The sequence below is a fragment of the Providencia sp. SP181 genome (genome assembly GCF_050446505.1).
Lineage (GTDB): Bacteria > Pseudomonadota > Gammaproteobacteria > Enterobacterales > Enterobacteriaceae > Providencia > Providencia vermicola.
The window spans coordinates 1-23288 of record NZ_JBBPXM010000023.1 but is presented as its reverse complement, the minus strand read 5'-3'; the positions used below and the strand labels follow the sequence as shown (position 1 = coordinate 23288).

Genomic DNA, 23288 nt, shown 5'->3' with positions numbered 1-23288 from the left:
TCTCCTTATTAACCAGACGGCCCTAAAAATTCGGGCCGAATAGTATTACCAGGACTGAGTTGCTTTAAATGATTCGAGCAGTTTTTTCAACTTGCCTTCGATATCATCGTTATAGCTACCAGCCGGGCCAATTTCGTTCATAAGGTCAGCATGCTCGCGCTGTGCAAAAGAAACTAAAGCAGCTTCAAACGCACCAATTTTCGCTAACTCAACATCATCCAAGAATCCACGTTCTGCCGCGAACAGAGACAGTGCCTGCTCTGCTACTGACATCGGTGCATACTGTTTCTGTTTCAGCAGTTCAGTGACTTTTTGACCATGACTTAACTGTTTACGAGTCGCGTCATCGAGGTCGGAAGCAAACTGAGCAAACGCTGCAAGTTCACGATACTGAGCAAGTGCAGTACGGATACCACCAGACAGTTTCTTAATGATTTTAGTCTGAGCAGCACCACCAACACGAGATACTGAAATACCTGGGTTAACCGCTGGACGAATACCAGAGTTAAACAGGTTAGATTCCAGGAAGATCTGACCATCTGTAATCGAAATTACGTTTGTTGGTACGAATGCAGAAACGTCACCAGCTTGGGTTTCAATGATAGGCAGAGCCGTCAGTGAACCTGTTTGGCCTTTAACTTCACCTTTCGTAAAGTTTTCTACGTATTCAGCGTTAACGCGAGCAGCACGCTCAAGTAAACGTGAGTGCAGATAGAAAACGTCACCAGGGTAAGCTTCACGTCCTGGTGGACGACGTAACAACAGTGAAATTTGACGGTATGCAACAGCCTGTTTAGACAGGTCATCGTATACGATCAGTGCGTCTTCACCGCGGTCACGGAAATATTCACCCATCGCGCAACCAGCATATGGTGCTAAGTATTGCAGAGCAGCTGATTCAGATGCTGTAGCAACAACAACGATAGTGTTTTGCAGTGCGCCGTGCTCTTCCAGTTTACGAACTACGTTAGAAACAGTAGACGCTTTCTGGCCGATAGCCACGTACACACATTTGATACCTGAGTCGCGTTGGTTGATGATCGCATCGATTGCCAAAGCAGTTTTACCTGTTTGACGGTCACCGATGACAAGCTCACGCTGACCACGACCAATTGGAATCATCGCATCGACTGATTTATAACCAGTCTGTACAGGTTGATCAACGGATTGACGATCGATAACGCCTGGTGCAATAACTTCTACAGGTGAGAAGCCATCGTTATCAACAGGACCTTTACCATCAATTGGTTGACCCAGTGTATTCACAACACGTCCTAACAGGCCACGGCCTACTGGAACTTCAAGAATACGACCAGTACATTTAACTTTCATGCCTTCTGCCAAGTCGGCATAAGGACCCATGACAACCGCACCAACAGAGTCACGCTCTAAGTTCAATGCGATAGCGTAACGGTTGCCAGGCAGTGCGATCATCTCACCCTGCATGACTTCGGCTAAACCGTGAATACGAATGATACCGTCGTTAACGGATACAATCGTACCTTCATTGTGAGCTTCACTCACAACATCGAACTGAGCAATACGCTGTTTGATCAGTTCGCTGATTTCGGTGGAATTCAGTTGCATATGCTCCAGTCCCCTTAAGACTGCAAGACGTCAGTTAAACGCTCTAAGCGACCGCGGATACTCCCGTCAATAACGAGGTCTCCAGCACGAATGATCACTCCAGCAATAACAGACTTATCAATTTTGCAATTCAGCTTAACTTTGCGTGACAGACGTTTTTCCATCGCTGCAGAAATTTTAGCTGACTGCTGTTCGCTCAGTTCGTTAGCAGAGATGACATCAACCTCAATGGTTGATTCCAAAGCATCGCGCAATTGAATAAATTGAGCTAATACTTCTGGTAGCGTCGTTAAACGCCCGTTGTCTGCCATCACACGAATCAGATTCTGAACATGCTCGTCAATTTCATCTCCACAAACAGAGATAAACGTTTTAGCTAATGTTTCTGGTGCAATAGAACCAGAAAGCAGCTCACCAACCTGTTCATTGCGCGTCACCAGTGAGGTGAAGGCCAGCATATTCTGCCATTTTTCGACAGCTTGGTTTTCCACAGCAAAGTCAAAAGCTGCTTTGGCGTAGGGGCGAGCTACAGTAGCGATTTCAGACATGCCCCTCCCTCCTTACAGTTCAGCGACTAGTTTATCAACGATGTCGCTGTTAGCAGCTTCATCCACGGAACGTTCGATGATCTTCTCGGCACCTGCGATAGCAAGCATCGCAACCTGTTTACGTAACTCTTCACGTGCACGTTTACGCTCAGCATCAATTTCAGCTTGCGCTTGTGCGACGATTTTTGCACGTTCTGCTTCTGCTTCTGCTTTTGCTTCATCAATCATTTGAACACGCTGTTTGTTCGCTTGTTCAATGATGACTTGAGCTTCAGCTTTCGCTTTTTTCAGTCGGTCGGTTGCGTCGGTTTGCGCCAGTTCCAGGTTCTTTTTAGCACGTTCTGCAGAAGATAAGCCGTCAGCAATTTCTTTTTGACGTTTTTCAATGGCCGCCATAATCGGTGGCCATACATACTTCATACAGAACCAAACAAACAGGACAAACGCGATAGCCTGGCCGAGGATTGTTGCATTTAGATTCACAGACAATACCTCTTATTCATTAGTGAATTAATGTTCTACGTTAATTAGGCAACAGCGAACATTACATACAAGCCCAGACCAACAGCAATCATCGGAATAGCATCGACCAGACCCATTACGATAAAGAACTGTGTACGCAGCAGAGGAATTAAATCTGGCTGACGAGCAGCACCTTCTAAAAATTTACCACCTAGGATGCCGATACCGATCGCAGCACCGATCGCCGCTAAGCCCATCATCACAGCGGCAGCCATGTACAGCAGATCCATACTCAGGTTTTCCATGACAGTCTCCAGTTTGTTTCAGTTAATACAATTATTGATTAATAAAATTAGTGCTCTTCAGATGCCATCGACAGATAGACAACAGTCAGAACCATAAAAATAAAGGCTTGTAGCGTAATAATCAGTATGTGGAAGATAGCCCAAGGTAGGCTTAACAACCACTGTGACCACCACGGAAGCAGAGCCGCGATAAGAATAAAGATCAATTCACCTGCATACATGTTACCAAACAGTCGCAGACCGAGTGATACAGGTTTTGACAGCAGGCTTACCCCTTCAAGAATCAAGTTGACTGGAATAAAGACAGGATGATTAAAAGGCTGCATTGTGAGCTCTTTAGTAAATCCGCCAATTCCTTTCATCTTGATGCTGTAAAAGAGGATTAGGATAAACACACCAATTGCCATCGATAGAGTGACACTAACATCTGCGGTTGGTACTGCACGTAGTGCAGGTAACCCGAGATAATGCTCAGCAATATACGGAAGGAAATCAATTGGGAGTAAATCCATCAGGTTCATTAAGAATACCCAGACGAACACCGTTAATGCTAAAGGAGCAATAACTTTGCTCTTACCGTGATACATATCACGGACTGAGTTATCAACGAAACCAATGATCAGTTCTATTGCAGTCTGTAACTTACCGGGTACGCCACTAGTCGCATTGGCTGCAACTCTTCTAAATAGCCACAGGAACAGAGCCCCGAGAACTACTGAGAAAAAAAGCGAGTCAATGTTCAACGTCCAAAATGTTGGACTAGCGTGGGGATCGACCAACTTAAAGGTACTCAGGTCCAACTGAAGGTTTCTCAGATGGTGGCCTATGTAATCCTCTGTAGTCATCACTTCTCCTGATGCAGACATGATGCCTCTTACCCTTTTGTAGTTTAAAAATACTTACCGTTTAAAAACGGCTGGTGCAACAATCTGAACAATTAGCACCGCTAAATAGGTCAAACCCAGTGGTGTTAATGACGCTTTGAACACACCGAAAGCAACAACTAAAACAACGATAGTTGTAACAACCTTTAGCCCTGCTCCTAATGCTAAGAACCAGGCAATGCGGACAGGTTCATCCTCTTCTTTTGCTTTCTGAAATTGTGCTAGCAGCATAAATACGATATTTGGTAACCAGCATGCTAACCCACCAGCAAGAGCAGAGGCCCCCCATTCTATACTATTTGCACAGAAAGCCCCACTGAGGATCACTAAAGTTATAAACTGAACAGACAACTGCTTTACAGCATGCTTGTTGTCATAAAGGGATACAGACATAACTTTTTGTATACTCCCAGCTCTTCTCAGCCTCAGAAACGCTAAGTGTTGTATAAAACTGCCTTTGCGTAAATGTGTCAAGAGACAAAAACGTGCAAATTATACGGGCAGGCGAAATGAATTCAATCAGTAAGTAGCGAAAAGGTGAATAAATATTTAATTTTTTCGAGTCAGCGCAGAATTGTCGCTATAATAATTAATAAATAGTTAATGAATTGCTACATTCATTCACTTAATTGTGACATTAATCACATTTAGCTTTATTCGCTTTATTTATTCCTTCAACTTTCTTCACAAAAAAAATTAGATTTAATCTGTAAATCAAATAATTAAGAAATACATTTTTTAAGCTAAATAACGAATCTATAAATCAAATATTTCACTGTTAACTATTTTATTAGCTAAATCGATTAAGTTAAAATAGGCATTTACATTCACTTTTTCCATTCAACGTATTATTTTTGAAACCTATTCGTTATTGCCGTGTAAATAATGCGTAAAATCTGAGTTTTTGTTATTTGCTCAAAACGAAAAATAGCCGTCCGTTTTTCAACATTCGGCTATCGCTCTAAAAGATAAAATAATTTGATAGAAAGCAACTTTATTTCATCGTAATTTTAACTAAATGGCGTTGTTCATCAAGTTCTGGCACTTGAAGTTCAGTGATAGACTCAATAGCAAACCCTTCTGGCAGAACCATTTCATCATCACGAATGATACCTTTAAGTGCGTAAAAACGTCCATCCGATGACGGTAAATGGTGGCACCAGCTTAGCATATCGTTCAGTGATGCAAATGCGCGGCTAATGACACCATCAAAACCATTTCCAACAGGGTACTCTTCAACTCGCGATTGAACAGGTTCAATGTTAGTTAGTCCTAACTCATGTTGAACCTGTTTTAAAAAGCGTACACGCTTCCCTAAACTGTCCAATAAAACAAAATGGGCGTCAGGTCGAACAATAGCCAAAGGAACGCCTGGTAAGCCAGGGCCCGTTCCAACATCAATAAACCGTTGCCCGTTGAGTTGACCGTTCACCACTATGCTATCCATGATATGACGAATTAACATTTGTTGTGGGTCACGCACAGAGGTCAAGTTATAGGCTTTATTCCATTTAACTAATAACCCAACGTAATTAACTAACTGCTGTTTTTGCTTTTCCGTTAAATCGATATCTGTTTTTGCAAGCAATTGATTGAGTTTTGATAATAAATCCATGTTAAGCGCTCCGGCGTAGCATGCCTTGCTTTTTCAACCATACAAGCAAAATAGAGATTGCTGCAGGGGTGATCCCTGAAATACGCGAAGCTTGGCCGATCGATGTTGGTTTGTGATCGTTCAGCTTTGCCATAACTTCGTTAGATAAGCCTTTCACTTGTTTGTAATCAAGATCAACAGGTAACAAAGTGTTTTCATTGCGCAGCTGTCTTTCGATCTCTTCTTTCTGACGCGCAATATAACCTTCGTATTTAACTTGAATCTCAACTTGATCAGCGGCTTGTGGATCATCAATTGCAGGCGCAAATAAGTTTAGCGTAGTTAGCATTTGATAAGTCATTTCAGGACGACGTAATAAATCTTCACCGTTAGCTTCTTTGGATAAAGGAACGGTTAAGATGCCATCAATCTCTGTATGGTTATCCGATTTAGGATGAACCCAAATGTCTTTCAAACGTTGACGTTCTTTTTCAATCAGTTCAACTTTGTTGTTGAAATGAGCCCAACGAATATCATCGACTAAGCCTAACTCGCGGCCTTTTTCTGTTAAACGTAAATCTGCGTTATCTTCACGTAACATCAAACGATATTCTGCACGTGAGGTAAACATACGATATGGTTCTTTAGTGCCGAGTGTGCAAAGATCGTCAACCAGAACCCCCATATATGCTTGGTCACGGCGTGGGAACCAGCCTTCTAAGCCAAAGGCATGTTGTGCAGCATTTAAGCCTGCAAGTAACCCTTGTGCACCCGCTTCTTCATAACCTGTAGTCCCATTAATTTGACCAGCGAAGAACAAGCCATTAATAAATTTGCTTTCCAGAGTTTGTTTGAGATCGCGTGGGTCAAAGAAATCATACTCTATTGCATAACCAGGACGAATGATCCTTGCATTTTCCATCCCTTTCATAGAGTGCACGATCTGCATTTGCACATCAAAAGGCAAGCTGGTGGAAATCCCGTTCGGATAGATTTCGTTACTGGTTAAACCTTCTGGCTCTAAGAAAATTTGGTGTGAGTCTTTGTCTGCAAAGCGCATGACTTTGTCTTCGATCGATGGGCAATAGCGAGGGCCGATCCCTTCGATGATCCCTGCATACATTGGGCTACGATCAAGGTTATTTCTGATCACATCATGCGTTTTTTCATTGGTATAGGTGATATGGCAAGGCATCTGTTGTGGATGTTGATCTTGCGAACCTAAGAATGAAAATACGGGCATTGGGTCGTCACCTAGCTGTTGAGCTAACTGACTGAAATCAATAGTTCTTGCATCAATACGCGGTGGTGTTCCCGTTTTTAAACGGTTAACACGTAATGGTAATTCCCTTAAACGCTGAGAAAGGGAAATTGATGGTGGATCACCTGCACGACCACCGCTGTAGTTTTCTAACCCAATATGAATTTTTCCATCCAGGAAAGTCCCAACAGTTAGGACGACTGCTTTGGCTTTAAATTTTAAGCCCATGCGAGTAACCGCTCCTGTGACTTGATTGTTTTCAACAATCAAATCTTCAACAGGTTGTTGGAAAATCATTAGATTAGGTTGGTTTTCTAAAGCTGTTCTAACCGCTTGGCGGTAGAGAACGCGGTCCGCTTGTGCTCGAGTAGCTCGAACAGCAGGGCCTTTGCTGGCATTTAATGTTCTAAATTGAATGCCAGCTTTGTCAGTTGCTGTGGCCATTAAACCACCAAGAGCATCAATTTCTCTGACCAGATGCCCCTTACCGATCCCACCGATGGCTGGGTTGCAAGACATCTGGCCCAATGTATCAATATTGTGAGTCAGTAATAGGGTTTGACGCCCCATACGTGCAGCTGCCATTGCTGCTTCAGTACCGGCATGACCACCACCAATTACGATGACGTCAAATTGCTCTGGATAAAACATGTGTGAACCTTAAACGTTAGAAAATGCTGACTGTGCATTTGAGGAGAGAATTCTACTCAAGTTTGAGGAAGAGACCAAGCTTAGGTTTCTCCCCTATATAATATTAAGATCTTTTTATTTAAAGATCTCTTTATTAGATCTTTTATTAGGATCATCGGTTTCTGTGGATAAGTGGATTTTCACTTTAAAGATCATAAAAATGTAAAGGATCATATACTGTGAATGATCCGTGATCCAATTGCGTATAAGCTGGGATCAAAATGGGTACTTATGCACAGGCCTTGGTGGCCCTAAAACTTATACTCTGGATAACTACGGGTTAATAAAGGGATCTACCCTGAGTTATCCACAGCTGACTGATGCTATTTTGACCAAATTATAGTTCGTTTGCCCAAATTTTAACCCATTCCCCTGCGGGATCTTCTGGGATTTCGTGTTTTTGGATGTCTATTTCAAAACATTCACCGATCCGTTTAGCCCCTTTTTCGCTTAATAGGGTATCTAGTTTGTGGATCGCACCACAAAAAGTGTCATATTCCGAGCTACCGATCCCAACAGCACCAAACATCACTTGGCTGAGATCTGGTGAGCTTTCTTCTATAGCATCAAAGAACGGTTGAATACTTTCAGGTAGATCACCTGCTCCGTGAGTCGAACTCACCACCAGCCAAATGCCTTCAAGTGTTAAATCATCAAGCTCTGGGCCATGTTGAATATCTGTTTCATAACCAAGTTCTTCTAAAATCTCAGCCATGTGCTCAGCAACGTACTCTGCACTGCCCATTGTACTGCCACTTATTAAGGTTACTTTTGTCATGGTGATTCTCTTTCACAATAATAGGGCGCTATTGTACGCTGTGAATGAGCTGGGATCTACCTGTGGATAATGTGGTTATATCATTTTTTTTTCTAAGGGTTGATTGTACGTAAGATCGGGTTCTGTAAGGAGATCAGGGTTTCCGTAGATTGAATCTCATCAATTGTTTGAATTTTGTTGATAAGTACGTCTTGCAGGGCATCAATTGATTTGCACATAACCTTAATAAAAATGCTGTATTGACCAGTTGTGTAATACACCTCGACCACTTCTTCTAAGGCATCCAATTTTTTTAATGCTGTTGGGTAATCCTTTGCACTTTTTAAAATAATGCCAATAAAGCAGCAGACATCAAAACCTAACTGTTTTGGGTTTATATCAATACGGGTGCCTTTAATGATCCCTGCTTGCTTCATTTTTTCGACACGGACATGAATTGTCCCTGGGCTTACTGCAAATTTTTTGGCTAATTCTGCATAAGGTGTACGTGCATTTTTCATTAATTCGTGAAGTATGTCACGATCGAGATTATCGATTTGATAATTTTCTGGCATTATTTTACCTCTATTTTAACGATTATTCATTTTTATACCTATTTTTTTAATTAAAATAAATAGGAAAGGCTTTTTTTAATGATGGATATTGAATTTATACCTCATTTTGTTGCTTAATCTATACATCAGCTAATACAGCAAACAAATTATGGGTAATAAATTATGGACAAGTCATTCATTGAACATCAGCAACAAATTAGTTTTGTAAAATCCTATTTCTCACGTTTACTTGAAAAAGAACTCGGTCTAATTGAAGTTCAAGGGCCTATCCTGAGTCGTCTTGGTGATGGTACACAAGATAACTTATCAGGCAGTGAAAAAGCGGTTCAAGTAAAAGTGAAATCAATCCCAGGTGCGACCTTTGAAGTGGTGCACTCATTGGCTAAATGGAAACGTAAAACGTTAGGTCGTTTTGGTTTCAGTGAAGGCCAAGGACTCTATACGCATATGAAAGCGTTACGTCCGGACGAAGATCGCTTAACCCCAATCCACTCCGTCTATGTCGATCAGTGGGATTGGGAAAAAGTGATGGCAGATGAGGAGCGTACACTTCCTTATCTGAAACAGACAGTGGGTAAAATCTATAAGGCAATAAAAGAAACAGAAGCTGCCGTAAGTAAAGAGTTTGGACTGGCACCGTTCCTGCCAGACCAAATTCACTTTATCCACAGTGAAGAGCTGTTACAGCGCTACCCTGACCTTGATGCTAAAGGCCGTGAGCGAGCAATCGCGAAGGAACTTGGTGCTGTTTTCCTTATTGGTATCGGTGGTAAGTTATCCAGTGGTGAATCTCACGATGTACGTGCTCCAGACTATGACGACTGGACAACAGAAAACGAAGACGGTTTTTGTGGTTTAAACGGGGACATCCTTGTGTGGAACCCTGTATTACAAGACGCATTTGAGCTGTCTTCCATGGGGATCCGTGTTAGCCCTGAATGCTTAACGCGTCAATTAAGCCTGACACAAGATGAAAAACGGATGGAACTAGAATGGCACCAAGCACTAGTAAAAGGTGAAATGCCACAAACTATTGGTGGTGGTATTGGCCAATCCCGTTTAGTGATGCTACTTCTGCAACGCCAGCACATTGGCCAAGTTCAATGCGGTGTTTGGGCGCCAGACATGCAAGAATCTGTTGAAGGTATGCTGTAATTAGCGACTAAAGCGGCGTAAAAGCCTACTTTTTAACCCGGTGTCAAAGCGCCAAATATGGTCGAAGATTTTCATGATGCCGGGTTTCCCATAGTTTGACACAGATACCGCATGGAAGCGGTATTTCCCTATCTTCTGCATGGTTTTTATTTTTTGAATGAGTTCATCGGGCAAACGTTGAGCTACAAAATCAGAAATGACCACAGCATCAGCATCCATCCATTGCTTAGACTCTAGTTTAACGGTTGTCTCTTGCAAACATGCTGCAAGGTCTGTTCCGCCTTTAAATGTTTGATGTAAAAACCGAATGCATTGTTCCAGCCCATCTGCAGATAATAAATCGTAATGCACAATATCCGTAGAAAACAGCATCACATGGCACGCGCGGTTATCGGCTAACGCAATTTTCATTAGCGCAAGGCAAAATGCCTTTGCACAACGCTCATTTAACCCGCCCATTGAGCCTGATGTATCAATACACACCACAAATGGCCCTCTAGGTTGCTCTTCATCATGGTGATGTGTAATAGGGCGTAGTACTTTTCTTTCTTGCCAGCTATCCCCTTGCAATCGATAAGTTAATAGCTGCTTTTCCAGTAATTTTCGATAAAACTCAAATTCAATTTCTTCGATACCCAACATCGCAAGTTCAGCGGGTAATAAACGCAAAATATCATCGCTTTGGTTTAAGCCATTAACTTGTTCAGGCACTGTCTCTGGTACTTTCTCCATGATGGTCATCGGTTCTAAAACCACGCTATCATCAGGAATAGCTTGCGCTGTTTGGCTGCGCCCTAATAGTTGAGCTATTTTTTCGAGTTCAGGCTGCTGACGTAAAAATTCACTGTAGCGATTTAACAACTGGTCATTATAAGCGGAGTTCATATTCACCCCTTTGCTTAAATCCCACAAACGTCCTGCTGCCCGCTCATTTTCACCCAAAATATCTTCTAAATTTCCACTCAAGGCTAACCTGCGTTGCAATTCCGCCAGCAATTGCTCTTTTTCTTGCTCTAATAACTCTTTATGCAGGGTGGTAACTTGTAAAATTAAGCTGACTCGCCACTTTTGTACAAACAAAGCTTGCCTTGCACTGCGATTTTCAATTTTACCACTTTGTAATTGATTTGCTTCTCGGTAAAACGGCGAGTCGATTTGGTTAAGCCTTTCTATTACAGAAGGAAGCCGCGTAAAAAAAGCATCCGTTGAGATACCAAGGGATTGTCGATACAACTCAAACTCTTCAGAAAGTTGCGCGGGAACTAACGCATCTTGTAAGCGCTGTTTCAGGTCTGTTTTCCAACTGGATAAGTCTTTTAACAATGCTTTTTTTAAACGAGGGTGTTTTTCAAAAAATACCGCTAATTGCGGTGTAGCAAGGAGCGAGATAATAATCTCTTCAATTAGTTGGCTTTCATTAACCGAAAGCAGCATCTCCAGAGTGGCTAAACTCATCATAATTATTCAGCCACTTTCCCTGTGATCTGATTACGTAATTGCGTTAATTTTTCTGAAAGTTGTAGAAAACTTTGCTCAATATCTGCCAACCAATGGGGTTCAATAAAAAGATTGGGTTGCTGCTTTTCAAATTGATAGCGAGCGCCTTGAATATCAGATTGAATGTTATCCAGCTTATCTAACCATTCTTGGTTATTTGATGTGGAGGTTTGTGTCACTGTTTTATCTTGGATATATAATGTTGATGATTGATGGCTTATATCTAATAACTGTATCTGATTTAAATTATTCACTTCAGCGGCAATTTCTTGTGCAAAACCAATACCGTTTAAATGTGCGGATAACGTCGTACCTTTATTTAAAAATAAAGTGAGTGCTTTTTTGTCTGTGGTAACAAATGTCACTTTCATATTATGCAATTGCAATGGACGATGTAAAAACAGCGTGATCCGTCCTTCCTGAACATACTCAGGCAGCACATATGAGGCCTTGCGGGCAAACATCGCATTGTTTTTATTCACTTTAAAGGCATCTTGACTGTTTTGATCTTGCGTAGATGACATCCACTGTTGGTAAATTTGCTCAATTTCACGGGTGAATTTACGTTGCTGCCAACCCTCTTCTTGTAAAAGTGATTGAATTAACTGCGGTAATGCATTCATAGATTGCATATCGTGCCACAGGCAATCTTTTAAAAGCACAATATCAAGGGGAGAAACACTGCTACGGCCATTAAAAAATGCACTTGCTTGTAATAAATAAATGGCTTTTTTCCAACGTCTATCCGAGACATAAACTTGCTTGTCAGTGGCGTCCAATTGCTGGCGCAGCTGGTAGACCAGCTCAAAACAGTGATCGGGCAGCGTAATTTTAGGGATTTCTTGTTGCCACTGTTGGTATTCTTCATCACTGATTTTTAAATGTTCAGGGATTTGAGATTCTTCTAATGATGATTTTCCTGTTAATAATGCCCGAAAGTTTTGTTTTTCCTGTACTTTATCAAGCCAGATACGCACTAACATGCGGTCAAAAAGGGCTTCTAAACTATTATCTGCATCAGGCAATTCGTTCGAAGCCGTGACGAGCAAACGCATGGGGATAGCTTTTTCTTCATCACCATTACGGAATTTACGTTCATTGATAGCCGTTAATAGCGTATTAAGAATAGCTGGACCAGCTTTCCAGATTTCATCCAAGAAAACCACTTCAGCATCAGGTAAATAACCTTTGGTTAGGCGTTCATAGCGCCCTTCGTCTTTTAAAGCTTGAATAGATAACGGCCCAAAAATTTCTTCAGGCGTCGAAAAGCGCGTCATTAAATACTCAAATGCATGGGCATGACGGAAGGCATATTTCATTCTTCGTGCAATTAAGCTTTTAGCAATCCCGGGAGGGCCTAATAGAAATACGCTTTCACCACTGAGTGTGGCTAATAAGCACAAACGAATAGCTTGCTGGCGTTCATATAAACCACTTTCAAGGTAATTGCTTAATTGAGCTATTCGTTCAGATAATTGCATCGATATTCCTTTTCATTGAATAACAAAATTCAATAATGTTTAAGTTACGCTTAATTCTTAGGTTATCTGCCCTTTTATAAACAGCGCAATCAATTTTGTCATTTTTCTTTTGTGTTATTTGATTTAAATCGTGTGTAGCAGTATTAAGGCGAGAAAATCTGAGTAGGAATAAGGCTGATTTGAATAGGCTAGGGTTCATGTCTATAAAAAACATGAGCCCTAACTGAAGATTAAAAATGATTAATAAGGTGCATCTGGCGTGGTAACCCGAATTAATTTTTCATTCACAAACTCACGAATTCCCGCAAGTGATTGTTCTCGACCATAACCAGAAAGCTTAGTTCCACCGAAGGGGAGTTCCGGGGCAATTCCTGTCGGATGATTGATATAAACCATCCCTGAAACTATTTGGCGAGCCACTTTTATCGCTTCAGCTTCATTTTTACCAAAGACAGTTCCACCTAAACCAAATTCAGTCGCGTTAGCTAATTGAATGGCTTCATCTATATTTTTTACAGCATAAATACAAAGAACTGGGCCAAATATTTCTTCATAATACGCTTTCATATTCGGTTTTATATCTGTCAGTATTGTGGGTTGCATAAATGCCCCTTCACGATCTAATCGCTTACCTCCAAATACCAGTGTTGCTCCCTCTTTTACGGCTACTTCAACTTGATGAACAACTTCATTCACCGCTTTTTCACTACTTAATGGAGCAAGTTGCGTGGCTGGGTCCATTGGATCACCCACAATAATTTTTTCATAGATTGCTTTTGCTTTTGCGATAAATTCTTTCGCAACGTTTTCTAATACAATAATACGTTTTGGTGAAACACAAACCTGCCCTGCATTCCATAGACGGCCAGCAGTCGCTGATGCAACCGCGCTATCAATATCTGCATCAGCTAGCACAATAAAAGCATCACTTCCTCCTAGCTCAAGGGTTGATTTTTTTATTGCTTTACTGGCTTCAGAGGCAAAATTGGAACCTGCAGGTTTACTACCTGTTAAAGATACGGCTTTGACTCGTTCATCTGAAACAAGAGCAGAAACTTTTGAGCCAGGAATGAATAAATTGTTGTAAACCCCATCCGGTAGTCCTGCTTCAATAAATATTTTTTCCATCATTTCAGCACATTGAGGAATATTTGAAGCATGTTTTAAAACAATGGTATTTCCTGCCATTAAATTAGCGGCAGCTGTTCGAGTTATTTGATAAAACGGGAAATTCCATGGTTGAACCGTCAGGAGTACTCCGATTGGTTCATAAGTTAAGAAGGCTTTTCCGTGTTTAACATCAATTTCTTTATCCGCTAATAAACGGCTTCCTTCATTTGCATAATAGTCAAAAATATTTGCGCATAATTCCACTTCGCTTATTGACTCACTTAATAGCTTTCCCATTTCTGTTGTACATATTTTTCCGAGAAGTTCTTTTTTATCTCGCATAACTTTTGCTATGTTATGTAAAATTGCCGCTCGCTCTGTAAATGAGGTTTTTTTCCAAGTCAGGTAGGCGGTATCTGCTTTGGTGAGAATTGTATCGACTTGCTCCGCACTCATTTCTTCATAAATCTTTTCTACTTTGTTTGTTGCTGGATTAACTGATTTTATTGACGATGTCATATTCATTTTTTATTCCTTGTTGCAACTATTAAAGATAAATAATTTAACTTATCTTAAATTACAGTTGATATACCAACATAAATTAGGGGGAAAATGAAATTCAATGGCATTTATTATCAATAATTGTGTTTAAGGGTTTTTGATTGTTTGTGAATGTTTTTTTGTGTGTTTATTTATGAATCAATAGAAACGATTCAGCTATAAACTATTCAATTAGTTATCCTTTTTTATTTCTTTAACGCCAACGAAACGTTTCGATGCCGATCACAAATATCAATCATCAATATTGAGTTGTGACTCATCTAAACTATGATTAGGTGAGCGAAACGTTTCGCTTATCAGGAATGGCGGTGAAAAAATGAAAAAAGGTGTTCTGCTTAATGCCAATATTACCTCAGTGATTGCTAAATTAGGTCATACAGATCAAATCACACTGGCAGATGCAGGTTTGCCCATTTCAACAGGGCCTGAGCGGATTGATTTAGCAATTACGCAAGGATTACCCGATTTCATGGCTGTTTTGCGGGTTGTTACGCAAGAAATGCAGGTAGAAAAAGCCATTATTGCTGAAGAAATTAGCGCGATGAATCCCACCATGGAAACGGCAATTTTAACGCATTTGAATGACCTACAAACTGTGCAAGGCAATCAAATCGAAATTATCTATTGTAGTCATGAGCGCTTTAAACAGCTGACGCATGACAGCAAAGCGGTCATTAGAACCGGGGAATGTTCGCCATTTGCTAATATAATCCTTTGTTCTGGTGTGACTTTCTGAGGTGACTATGCAACCTTTATTAGAACTTATCGGTATCGATAAATCATTTCCAGGTGTGAAAGCGCTCAGTGGTGCGACATTAAATGTCTATCCTGGAAAAGTCATGGCGCTGGTGGGGGAAAATGGGGCTGGCAAATCAACCATGATGAAAGTGCTTACGGGGATCTATCAAAAAGACGCAGGTAAAATTCGCTTTCTTGGCAAAGAAGTGGCGTTTAATGGGCCTAAAAGTTCCCAAGAAGCGGGTATTGGTATTATTCACCAAGAATTAAACCTGATCCCTGAGCTGACTATTGCAGAAAACATTTTCCTTGGACGCGAGTTTGTCAGTGCGTTTGGCAAAATAGACTGGAAAAAAATGTTCAGTGAATCGGACAAACTGCTAAAACGTCTTAACCTTGATTATGATAGCCACCAAACCATTGCAGAGCTTTCTATTGGTGAGCAACAAATGGTGGAAATTGCCAAGGTTCTCAGCTTTCAATCCCAAGTGATCATCATGGATGAGCCGACAGATGCGCTCACTGATACGGAAACTGAATCATTATTTCGCGTTATTGAAGACTTAAAAGCACAAGGCTGCGGTATTGTTTATATCTCTCACCGTTTAAAAGAAATTTTTGAAATTTGCGATGATGTGACTGTTTTTCGCGATGGCCAGTTTATTGGCGAAAAACCCGTTAGCGAATTAGAAGAAGAAAAACTGATTGAAATGATGGTGGGAAGAAAACTTGAAGACCAATACCCACGCGTAGATGTTCAAGCAGGCGACACCCGTTTACAGCTCGAAAGTGTTTCAGGCCCTGGAGTAACAAGCGCCAGTTTTATTTTGAAAAGTGGTGAAATTTTAGGCGTTTCAGGCTTGATGGGAGCAGGTCGTACAGAATTAATGAAAATCATCTATGGCGCCGCACCAAAGAAAGCAGGCACTATCAGCCTTGATGGTAAACCTATCACGTTAAAAACCCCGCAAGATGGCCTTAATAATGGCATTGTTTATATTTCTGAAGACCGTAAACGGGACGGTTTAGTCCTAGGCATGTCAGTTAAGGAAAATATGTCATTAACGGCATTACGATATTTCAGCCGTGCAGGTGGAAGCCTGAAACATGGTGAAGAGCAACAAACTGTCAGTGATTTCATTAGGTTATTCAATATAAAAACCCCATCAATGGACCAAATCATTGGCAACCTTTCTGGCGGAAATCAACAAAAAGTGGCTATCGCCCGAGGATTGATGACTAGACCAAAGGTGTTGATCCTTGATGAACCAACGCGTGGTGTTGATGTGGGGGCAAAAAAAGAAATTTATCAGCTAATTAACCAATTTAAGAAAGAAGGGCTGAGCATCATTTTAGTGTCTTCAGAAATGCCTGAAGTGATTGGAATGAGTGACCGCATATTGGTGATGCACGAAGGTCATATCAGCGGTGAGTTCACAGCCAAAGACGCGACTCAGGAAGCCTTAATGGCTGCCGCAGTGGGTAAAAATTACGGCTCAGTTCAGGAGTTATCAGTATGAGTTCAACAACTGCATCATCAAAACGCTGGTTCAGCAAAGCTTGGCTAATGGAGCAAAAATCGTTAATTGCGCTATTAGTCTTAATTGCTATCGTATCAACATTAAGCCCTAATTTTTTTACGGTGAATAACCTATTCAATATTTTGCAGCAAACGTCAGTGAACGCCATTATGGCGGTAGGCATGACGTTGGTTATCTTAACGTCAGGGATTGACCTGTCGGTGGGCTCATTACTTGCACTGACTGGCGCAGTCGCCGCATCAATGGTGGGCGCTGAAGTTAATGCTTTAGTTGCTGTTGCTGGCGCTCTAGCACTTGGCGCGGCTATTGGTGCATGCACTGGGGTCATTGTCGCGAAAGGGAAAGTTCAAGCCTTTATTGCAACATTAGTGATGATGCTTTTATTGCGCGGTGTTACTCGTGTGTATACCGATGGAAGCCCAATTAATACAGGTTTTAGTGATAATGCAGATTTATTTGGTTGGTTTGGTATTGGTCGTCCATTAGGTATTCCTACCCCAGTTTGGTTAATGATCATTGTTTTTGCTGCGGCATGGTACATGTTGCATCACACTCGATTAGGTCGTTATATCTATGCGCTAGGTGGCAATGAAGCAGCAACTCGCTTATCAGGCATTAACGTCGATCGCATCAAAATTATTGTGTATGCCTTATGTGGTTTACTGGCGGCACTGGCAAGTGTGATTGAAGTTGCACGTTTGTCATCGGCTCAACCCATGGCAGGTAATGGGTATGAATTGGATGCTATCGCAGCGGTTGTACTCGGTGGTACAAGCCTTGCAGGCGGAAAAGGGCGTATTGTCGGCACGTTGATTGGTGCATTGATCCTAGGTTTCTTAAACAATGGCTTAAACTTATTAGGTATTTCGTCTAACTATCAGATGATTGTCAAAGCGGTCGTCATCTTACTTGCGGTACTTGTTGATAATAAAAAATAACCCTACAGGAAAACGATTATGAAACTGAATAAATTAGCTACATTGTTATCAGCTGTTGCACTGAGTGCAACCGTTAGTGTTAATGCGATGGCAAAAGACAGTATTGCGTTAGTGATTTCAACATTGAACAACCCTTTCTTTGTCACGATGAAAGATAGTGCACAAAAAGAAGCGGACAGACTGGGCTATGAACTGATTGTCTTAGATTCACAAGATAATCCTGCCAAAGAATTGGCAAACGTTCAGGACTTAACGGTTCGTGGAACTAAATTGATGCTAATCAACCCAACAGATTCTGATGCAGTGGGTAACTCTATCTTAATGGCAAACAAAGCAAAAATCCCTGTCATTACCTTAGATAGAGCTGCGAATAAAGGTGAGGTAGTCAGTCACGTTGCTTCAGATAACCGTATGGGCGGTAAAATGGCGGCGGATTATATTGCACAAAAAACAGGTAGCGAAGCCAAAGTTATTCAACTAGAAGGAATTTCAGGTACTTCAGCCGCGCGTGAACGTGGTGAAGGCTTTAATACGGGTGCGAAAGAGCACAAATTTAATTTACTGGCGAGTCAGCCTGCGGACTTCGACAGAACCAAAGGCCTTAACGTCATGCAAAACCTGCTTACTGCACACCCAGCGGTTCAAGCCGTCTTTGCTCAAAATGACGAAATGGCACTGGGAGCATTAAGAGCACTGCAAACTGCGGGTCGTACTGATGTTTTAGTTGTAGGATTCGATGGCACGAATGATGGCATTAAAGCCGTAGAAGGCGGTAAATTAGGCGCAACAATCGCACAGCGTCCTGATCAAATTGGTATTGTCGGCGTGCAGATTGCCGATAAAGTCTTAAAAGGCGAAAAAGTTGAAGCAACTGTTCCTGTTGAATTGGAATTAGTGGTAAAACAATAAGATAAAGTAACCGCCGCGACAGCATTTGCGGCGGTTTATTGGTTTTGTGGTTATAAAGTCACAATAAAAAGGATATAAATGTTATGGGTACAGCAAAACTGGTAGTTCTAGGTAGTATTAATGCTGATCATATTTTGAATGTTAAGCAATTCCCACAGCCAGGTGAAACTGTTCGTGGCGACAGTTACCAAGTTGCCTTTGGTGGAAAAGGTGCAAACCAAGCTGTAGCTGCTGGTCGTAGTGGTGCTGACATAACCTTTATAGCCTGTGTGGGTGATGACGATATCGGTGCAAGTATAAAAAAACAGCTTCATCTCGATAATATTAAAACGGAATGCATTGATGCGATTAAAGAGGAAACGACAGGTGTTGCTCTGATTTATGTCAATCAACAAGGGGAAAACATCATTGGTATCAATGCGGGTGCCAATGCGCAACTAACAACGCAGAGACTTGCGCAATATCAGCAAAAAATTATTGAGGCAGATGCCGTCTTAATGCAGCTTGAATCACCGATTGAAACTGTTCAGATGGCTGCTGAAATTGCAAAGAAAAACAATACTCAAGTCATTTTAAACCCAGCTCCAGCGCAATCATTACCAGACTCATTACTAACGCTGGTGGATATTATCACCCCGAATGAAACGGAAGCGGAACATTTAACGGGGATTGCCGTTAATGATGACCAAGGTGCCCAAGCAGCGGCAGAAGTATTACACCAAAAAGGGATCAGTAAAGTGATGATTACTTTAGGGGCTCGCGGGGTTTGGTATAGTGAAAAAGGCGTACAAGGTAAAATAATTGCGGGGTTTCGCGTAAAAGCAGTGGATACTATTGCGGCAGGTGATACATTCAATGGGGCATACGTTACCGCTTTACTAGAAGGTAAGGCTGATGAAGATGCTATTATTTTTGCCCATGCGGCGGCGGCGATAGCAGTAACGCGCCCAGGTGCTCAGCCTTCAGTTCCATGGCGCAAAGAAATTGACCAATTTTTAGCTCAATAGGATTAACTTGTGGCAACAATGAAAGATGTGGCACGCCTTGCGGGGGTGTCGACATCCACCGTCTCTCACGTTATCAATCAAAATCGCTACGTTAGTGAGAGTATTACTCTACGCGTTAAAAATGCAATTGAAGAGCTAAATTACGCCCCTTCGGCATTGGCGAGAAGCTTAAAAATGAATCGCACGAATACAATTGGAATGTTGCTAACAACCAGTAACAACCCATTTTATGCGGAAGTGGTGCGAGGTGTAGAACGGAGTTGCTACGAGCGTGGTTATAGCTTGATTTTATGCAACACAGAAGGTGACCTTCAACGGATGAATCATAGTTTAGAGACCCTATTACAAAAGCGGGTAGATGGGTTATTGATCATGTGTACTGAAGTTCAAGGGCCATCAAAAGAGGTACTGGCTCGTTATCCTGCGGTACCGACGGTAATGATGGACTGGTCGCCATTTGAATCTGGCGGTGATGTTATCCAAGATAACTCATTTTTAGGGGGCGAAATGGCTACTCGCTACTTAATTAATGCAGGGTTCACTCGTATTGCTTGCATTGCAGGGCCGCAAGATAAATCACCAGCAAGAGCCCGTCACCAAGGTTTTATTCAAGCTATGAATGACGCCGGCATTGAAATTGATGAAGATTATCTGATTTTCAGTGATTTTGAATTCGCTGGTGGTTTTGAGTCAATGAATGCACTACTTGAATTACCTATCCCACCTCAAGCTATTTTCGCGGGTAATGATGCCATGGCAGTTGGGGCTTATCAGGCAATATTCCAAAAGGGGATGAAAGTGCCTGATGATATTTCGATTGTCGGTTATGATGATATCGATCTTTCTTCTTATATGATCCCACCATTAACAACCATTCATCAACCAAAAGATGAGTTAGGGCAACAAGCGGTTAATCAACTGATTTATCGAATGGATAACCCAGAGGCAGAGACCAGTGTGTTAGTACTCACCCCTGAGCTTATCGAGCGCCAGTCTGTTAAGAAGGTGAATTCTTAGCTTTTTTGGTTTTTCCTTTAATTAAGTTATCACCATCGGTTTTACTTAATAATAAGAAGACAAAAGCGGAAACCAGTGTAACCACACCAATAGTAATAAAGGTATAGTGGAAATTATCCACGGTATTACTATTAGGTTGGCCATCATAGAAATTCAATATCGCGGCACTCACGGCAATGCCAAAACTAATGGATAGTTGTTGGGTGACGGCTAACATACTATTTCCTGCGCTTGCATTATTGTCTGTTAAATCCGCTAAGCAAATGGTATTCATCGCAGTAAACTGAACTGACATGACCATTCCTAATATGAATAATGGCACAACTAATAAATAAATAGACATACTCGGGGATTGCAATGAGAACTGGGCAATCATTAACCCAATAATTACAGTGATCACAAATAACGTATTACGGTATCCATATTTAGTGAGGATTTTTGTGACCCCTGATTTTGCTGTTATTGAGCCAATAGCCAATGGTGCCATCATCATTCCAGCGACAACCGCTTCATAACCAAATCCAACTTGTAGCATTAATGGCATTAAAAATGGAATACTGCCTGTACCTAGACGTGTAGCAATATTACCACTGATACCAATCGAAAATGTTCGAGTTTTAAATAAATTTAATGGGATGATTGCATGCTTAATACGTCTTGCATGGAAAACATACAACAATAAGAAAAGAAAACCGCCAACAGTAATCGCTGCAGGAATAGATGCAGGTAGCGCTTTATCGCCAAATAAATCCAAGCTAACGGAAAGCATGACTAAACCAAAACCAAATAATAAAAATCCGAGCGTATCAAATTTTCGTTTTGGCATTTTAAAATCAGGCATGTGTTTTAGAGCATAAAAAATACCTAAAACACCAATAGGAATATTAATAATGAATATCCAATGCCATGTGGCATAAGTAACCAATATACCACCTAACAGTGGACCTAATATTGGTCCGACTAATCCTGGGATGGTCACAAAGTTTAATATCGGTAATAACTCACTACGTGGATACGCCCTTATTAATGCTAATCGAGCAACGGGCATCATCATTGCACCACCAATTCCTTGAATAACTCGGGAAGTCACTAAAAAATTCAATGATGGGGAAAGGGCGCAAAGTAAAGAACCGAAAGAAAATAATGAAACGGCTAAAATAAAGATACGGCGAGTACCAAACCGATCAGCAAACCATCCACTAATAGGAATTAGCAATGCAACCGTCAATGTATAGCTAACAACGGCAGATTGCATTGCAAGGGGTGAATGATGAAGGCTTTTCGCAATATCAGGTAAAGCCGTATTCAAAATAGTGGCATCAAGCGCCTGCATGAAAAAGGCCATTGCCGCAATCCATGGAAGGCCAGACATATTTTTGGCTGTTTTGAACATCGAGTACCTATCTAAAAAGTTAAAGCCCGCTGGGATAAGTTATCTTGTAAGGTTATTTTTCGTTCACTGTTAATAGCTTATAGCAAAAATCGAGAGCTTTGGTACTTTGACCTTGGATAATGGCATTCGCTAATTGCTGGTGGATATCAACTTCGATAACTTCATTGTCAGTAATGACATCAAAATAACGTTGATAAATAGAACGAAATAAATTAGCAAAAGAGATTAGAAAAGGGTTTGCACAGGCTTTATAAATTGTTAAATGAAAATAGTAATCCACTTTTACCCAACGTTCTCTATCGAACTCTTTTGCGAGTAACAACATTTCATTCGCTAAAAGCTGTAAAGATTGCTTCTGTTCGGGTGTTGCATGTATAGCTGCAAGATAACAAGCTTGGGGTTCAATTGCGAGGCGAACAATTTTGAAATGTTTAATCACAACGGATTGTTCTTCGCTATTTGCCCACCAAGTTAATAAATCTTGATCCAAAAAATTCCAATTTGATGAGGGCATAACACGAGTTCCTATTTTAGGACGTGCTAATACCATGCCTTTAGCAGCTAATATTTTGATGGCTTCTCTTATTGCAGTTCGGCTGGCTTGGTACTTTTCTGATAACTCTAATTCACTTGGTAAAATGGAATCAGGCAAATAGGCACTTGTTAAAATCTGTTGGCCCAGATTTTCTGCAATAATATAAGAACGATTTTTTTGCGAAGCCGTTTGTTGCTTACTTAATTCCATAATTCATCTCAAATCTTATTTCTTGGATATCTATATTACGTGAGTAAAGGACAAATTGCTGCTGAAATAGTCAATCATCGGGTGCAATTTAGCTTATAACTTCTTTTTTGGCTAAAAAAAACGCGAACGAAAAAAAAATGCAAAAAAGGGGTTGCCAGATTTTTCTGACTCCCTATAATGCGCATCCACTGACCGGGAACAAGACAACGCAAAGCGCGGTGAACACTGAAACGGCAGCGAGAGATTCTGAAAAGAAAAAGCAAAAAATTGCTTGACTCTCACGGAGGAAAACGTATTATACGCCTCCTCGCAGCAACGACCCAGAAGGTCAATTTCACGACGAAATGCTGCAACGCTCTTTAACAATTTATCAGACAATCTGTGTGGGCACTCACAGGACACTATCAAAAAAATATTTGATTTTAAGTCTTGAAGAGTGACTAACACGTTAATTCATATATATGAAATAAGGTAGTAACGCTTATTTTGGAAGGATAACGCGAAGGCAAGCAGAGATAACCCGAGACAGTACT

General features: G+C 41.1%; 22 protein-coding genes. 7 read left to right on the top strand and 15 right to left on the bottom strand.

Annotation, left to right across the window (positions count from 1 at the left end; all coding sequences use genetic code 11):
* Positions 1-45: 45 nt before the first annotated feature.
* The 10 genes from atpA to asnC all read right to left on the bottom strand — a co-directional run bounded on the left by atpA (position 46) and on the right by asnC (position 8663).
* On the bottom strand, positions 46-1587 hold the full coding sequence (atpA, locus tag AABS66_RS20735; RefSeq protein WP_206085531.1) for a F0F1 ATP synthase subunit alpha: 1542 nt from the start codon (positions 1585-1587) through the stop codon (positions 46-48).
* Between the two features lie 14 nt (positions 1588-1601).
* Positions 1602-2135 carry a F0F1 ATP synthase subunit delta gene (gene atpH, locus AABS66_RS20730; protein ID WP_206085529.1) on the bottom strand — a complete coding sequence of 178 codons (534 nt, stop codon included), beginning with the start codon at positions 2133-2135 and terminating at the stop codon, positions 1602-1604.
* Between the two features lie 12 nt (positions 2136-2147).
* Positions 2148-2618, bottom strand: a complete 471-nt coding sequence (gene atpF, locus AABS66_RS20725; RefSeq protein ID WP_004906301.1) for a F0F1 ATP synthase subunit B — start codon at positions 2616-2618, stop codon at positions 2148-2150.
* 44 nt (positions 2619-2662) lie between these two features.
* Positions 2663-2902 carry a F0F1 ATP synthase subunit C gene (gene atpE, locus AABS66_RS20720; protein ID WP_004093904.1) on the bottom strand — a complete coding sequence of 80 codons (240 nt, stop codon included), beginning with the start codon at positions 2900-2902 and terminating at the stop codon, positions 2663-2665.
* A 47-nt stretch (positions 2903-2949) separates the two neighbouring features.
* Entirely contained in the window at positions 2950-3768 is an 819-nt protein-coding gene (gene atpB, locus AABS66_RS20715; RefSeq protein ID WP_042846803.1) for a F0F1 ATP synthase subunit A, read from the bottom strand.
* Between the two features lie 33 nt (positions 3769-3801).
* Positions 3802-4179, bottom strand: coding sequence for a F0F1 ATP synthase subunit I (gene atpI / locus AABS66_RS20710; RefSeq protein WP_206085521.1), 378 nt, complete (start codon positions 4177-4179; stop codon positions 3802-3804).
* A 601-nt stretch (positions 4180-4780) separates the two neighbouring features.
* A complete protein-coding gene (gene rsmG, locus AABS66_RS20705) occupies positions 4781-5401 on the bottom strand; it encodes a 16S rRNA (guanine(527)-N(7))-methyltransferase RsmG (protein ID WP_430225425.1) in 621 nt (206 codons plus the stop codon).
* A 1-nt stretch (position 5402) separates the two neighbouring features.
* Complete coding sequence (mnmG, locus tag AABS66_RS20700; protein ID WP_206085517.1) at positions 5403-7292, bottom strand: tRNA uridine-5-carboxymethylaminomethyl(34) synthesis enzyme MnmG; 1890 nt, start codon at positions 7290-7292, stop codon at positions 5403-5405.
* A gap of 376 nt (positions 7293-7668) precedes the next feature.
* Positions 7669-8109, bottom strand: a complete 441-nt coding sequence (gene mioC / locus AABS66_RS20695; protein ID WP_206085515.1) for an FMN-binding protein MioC — start codon at positions 8107-8109, stop codon at positions 7669-7671.
* A 92-nt stretch (positions 8110-8201) separates the two neighbouring features.
* Positions 8202-8663, bottom strand: a complete 462-nt coding sequence (gene asnC, locus AABS66_RS20690) for a transcriptional regulator AsnC (protein WP_430225424.1) — start codon at positions 8661-8663, stop codon at positions 8202-8204.
* Between the two features lie 162 nt (positions 8664-8825).
* On the opposite strand from asnC, the gene asnA reads away from it, so the two are divergent.
* Entirely contained in the window at positions 8826-9818 is a 993-nt protein-coding gene (gene asnA, locus AABS66_RS20685; protein ID WP_206085511.1) for an aspartate--ammonia ligase, read from the top strand.
* Here asnA and viaA read toward each other — a convergent pair whose 3' ends face one another.
* From viaA to AABS66_RS20670, 3 genes are all read right to left on the bottom strand, one after another.
* Complete coding sequence (viaA, locus tag AABS66_RS20680) at positions 9819-11276, bottom strand: ATPase RavA stimulator ViaA (RefSeq protein WP_206085509.1); 1458 nt, start codon at positions 11274-11276, stop codon at positions 9819-9821.
* Between the two features lie 2 nt (positions 11277-11278).
* Complete coding sequence (ravA, locus tag AABS66_RS20675; protein ID WP_272681598.1) at positions 11279-12796, bottom strand: ATPase RavA; 1518 nt, start codon at positions 12794-12796, stop codon at positions 11279-11281.
* Between the two features lie 240 nt (positions 12797-13036).
* Positions 13037-14431 (bottom strand): NAD-dependent succinate-semialdehyde dehydrogenase, encoded by a 1395-nt coding sequence (locus AABS66_RS20670; RefSeq protein WP_206085498.1) that lies wholly within the window; start codon positions 14429-14431, stop codon positions 13037-13039.
* Positions 14432-14783: 352 nt separating this feature from the next.
* On the opposite strand from AABS66_RS20670, the gene rbsD reads away from it, so the two are divergent.
* The 6 genes from rbsD (at position 14784) to rbsR (ending at position 20617) form a co-directional block, all read left to right on the top strand.
* Positions 14784-15203 (top strand): D-ribose pyranase, encoded by a 420-nt coding sequence (gene rbsD, locus AABS66_RS20665; RefSeq protein ID WP_206085496.1) that lies wholly within the window; start codon positions 14784-14786, stop codon positions 15201-15203.
* A 7-nt stretch (positions 15204-15210) separates the two neighbouring features.
* Positions 15211-16725, top strand: coding sequence for a ribose ABC transporter ATP-binding protein RbsA (gene rbsA / locus AABS66_RS20660; RefSeq protein WP_206085487.1), 1515 nt, complete (start codon positions 15211-15213; stop codon positions 16723-16725).
* Positions 16722-17684: a ribose ABC transporter permease gene (gene rbsC, locus AABS66_RS20655; protein ID WP_047756542.1), complete on the top strand. Its 963-nt coding sequence runs from the start codon at positions 16722-16724 to the stop codon at positions 17682-17684. The genes rbsA and rbsC overlap by 4 nt, the downstream gene beginning before the upstream one ends.
* A gap of 18 nt (positions 17685-17702) precedes the next feature.
* On the top strand, positions 17703-18593 hold the full coding sequence (rbsB, locus tag AABS66_RS20650; protein WP_206085485.1) for a ribose ABC transporter substrate-binding protein RbsB: 891 nt from the start codon (positions 17703-17705) through the stop codon (positions 18591-18593).
* 83 nt (positions 18594-18676) lie between these two features.
* Positions 18677-19600: a ribokinase gene (rbsK, locus tag AABS66_RS20645; protein WP_206085484.1), complete on the top strand. Its 924-nt coding sequence runs from the start codon at positions 18677-18679 to the stop codon at positions 19598-19600.
* A 9-nt stretch (positions 19601-19609) separates the two neighbouring features.
* Positions 19610-20617 (top strand): ribose operon transcriptional repressor RbsR, encoded by a 1008-nt coding sequence (gene rbsR, locus AABS66_RS20640; RefSeq protein ID WP_412990641.1) that lies wholly within the window; start codon positions 19610-19612, stop codon positions 20615-20617.
* Here the strand turns inward: rbsR and mdtD are convergent.
* Positions 20598-22010 carry a multidrug transporter subunit MdtD gene (mdtD, locus tag AABS66_RS20635; protein ID WP_206085483.1) on the bottom strand — a complete coding sequence of 471 codons (1413 nt, stop codon included), beginning with the start codon at positions 22008-22010 and terminating at the stop codon, positions 20598-20600. The genes rbsR and mdtD overlap by 20 nt on opposite strands.
* A 52-nt stretch (positions 22011-22062) precedes the next feature.
* Positions 22063-22755, bottom strand: coding sequence for a FadR/GntR family transcriptional regulator (locus tag AABS66_RS20630; protein WP_206085482.1), 693 nt, complete (start codon positions 22753-22755; stop codon positions 22063-22065).
* Positions 22756-23288 lie beyond the last annotated feature (533 nt).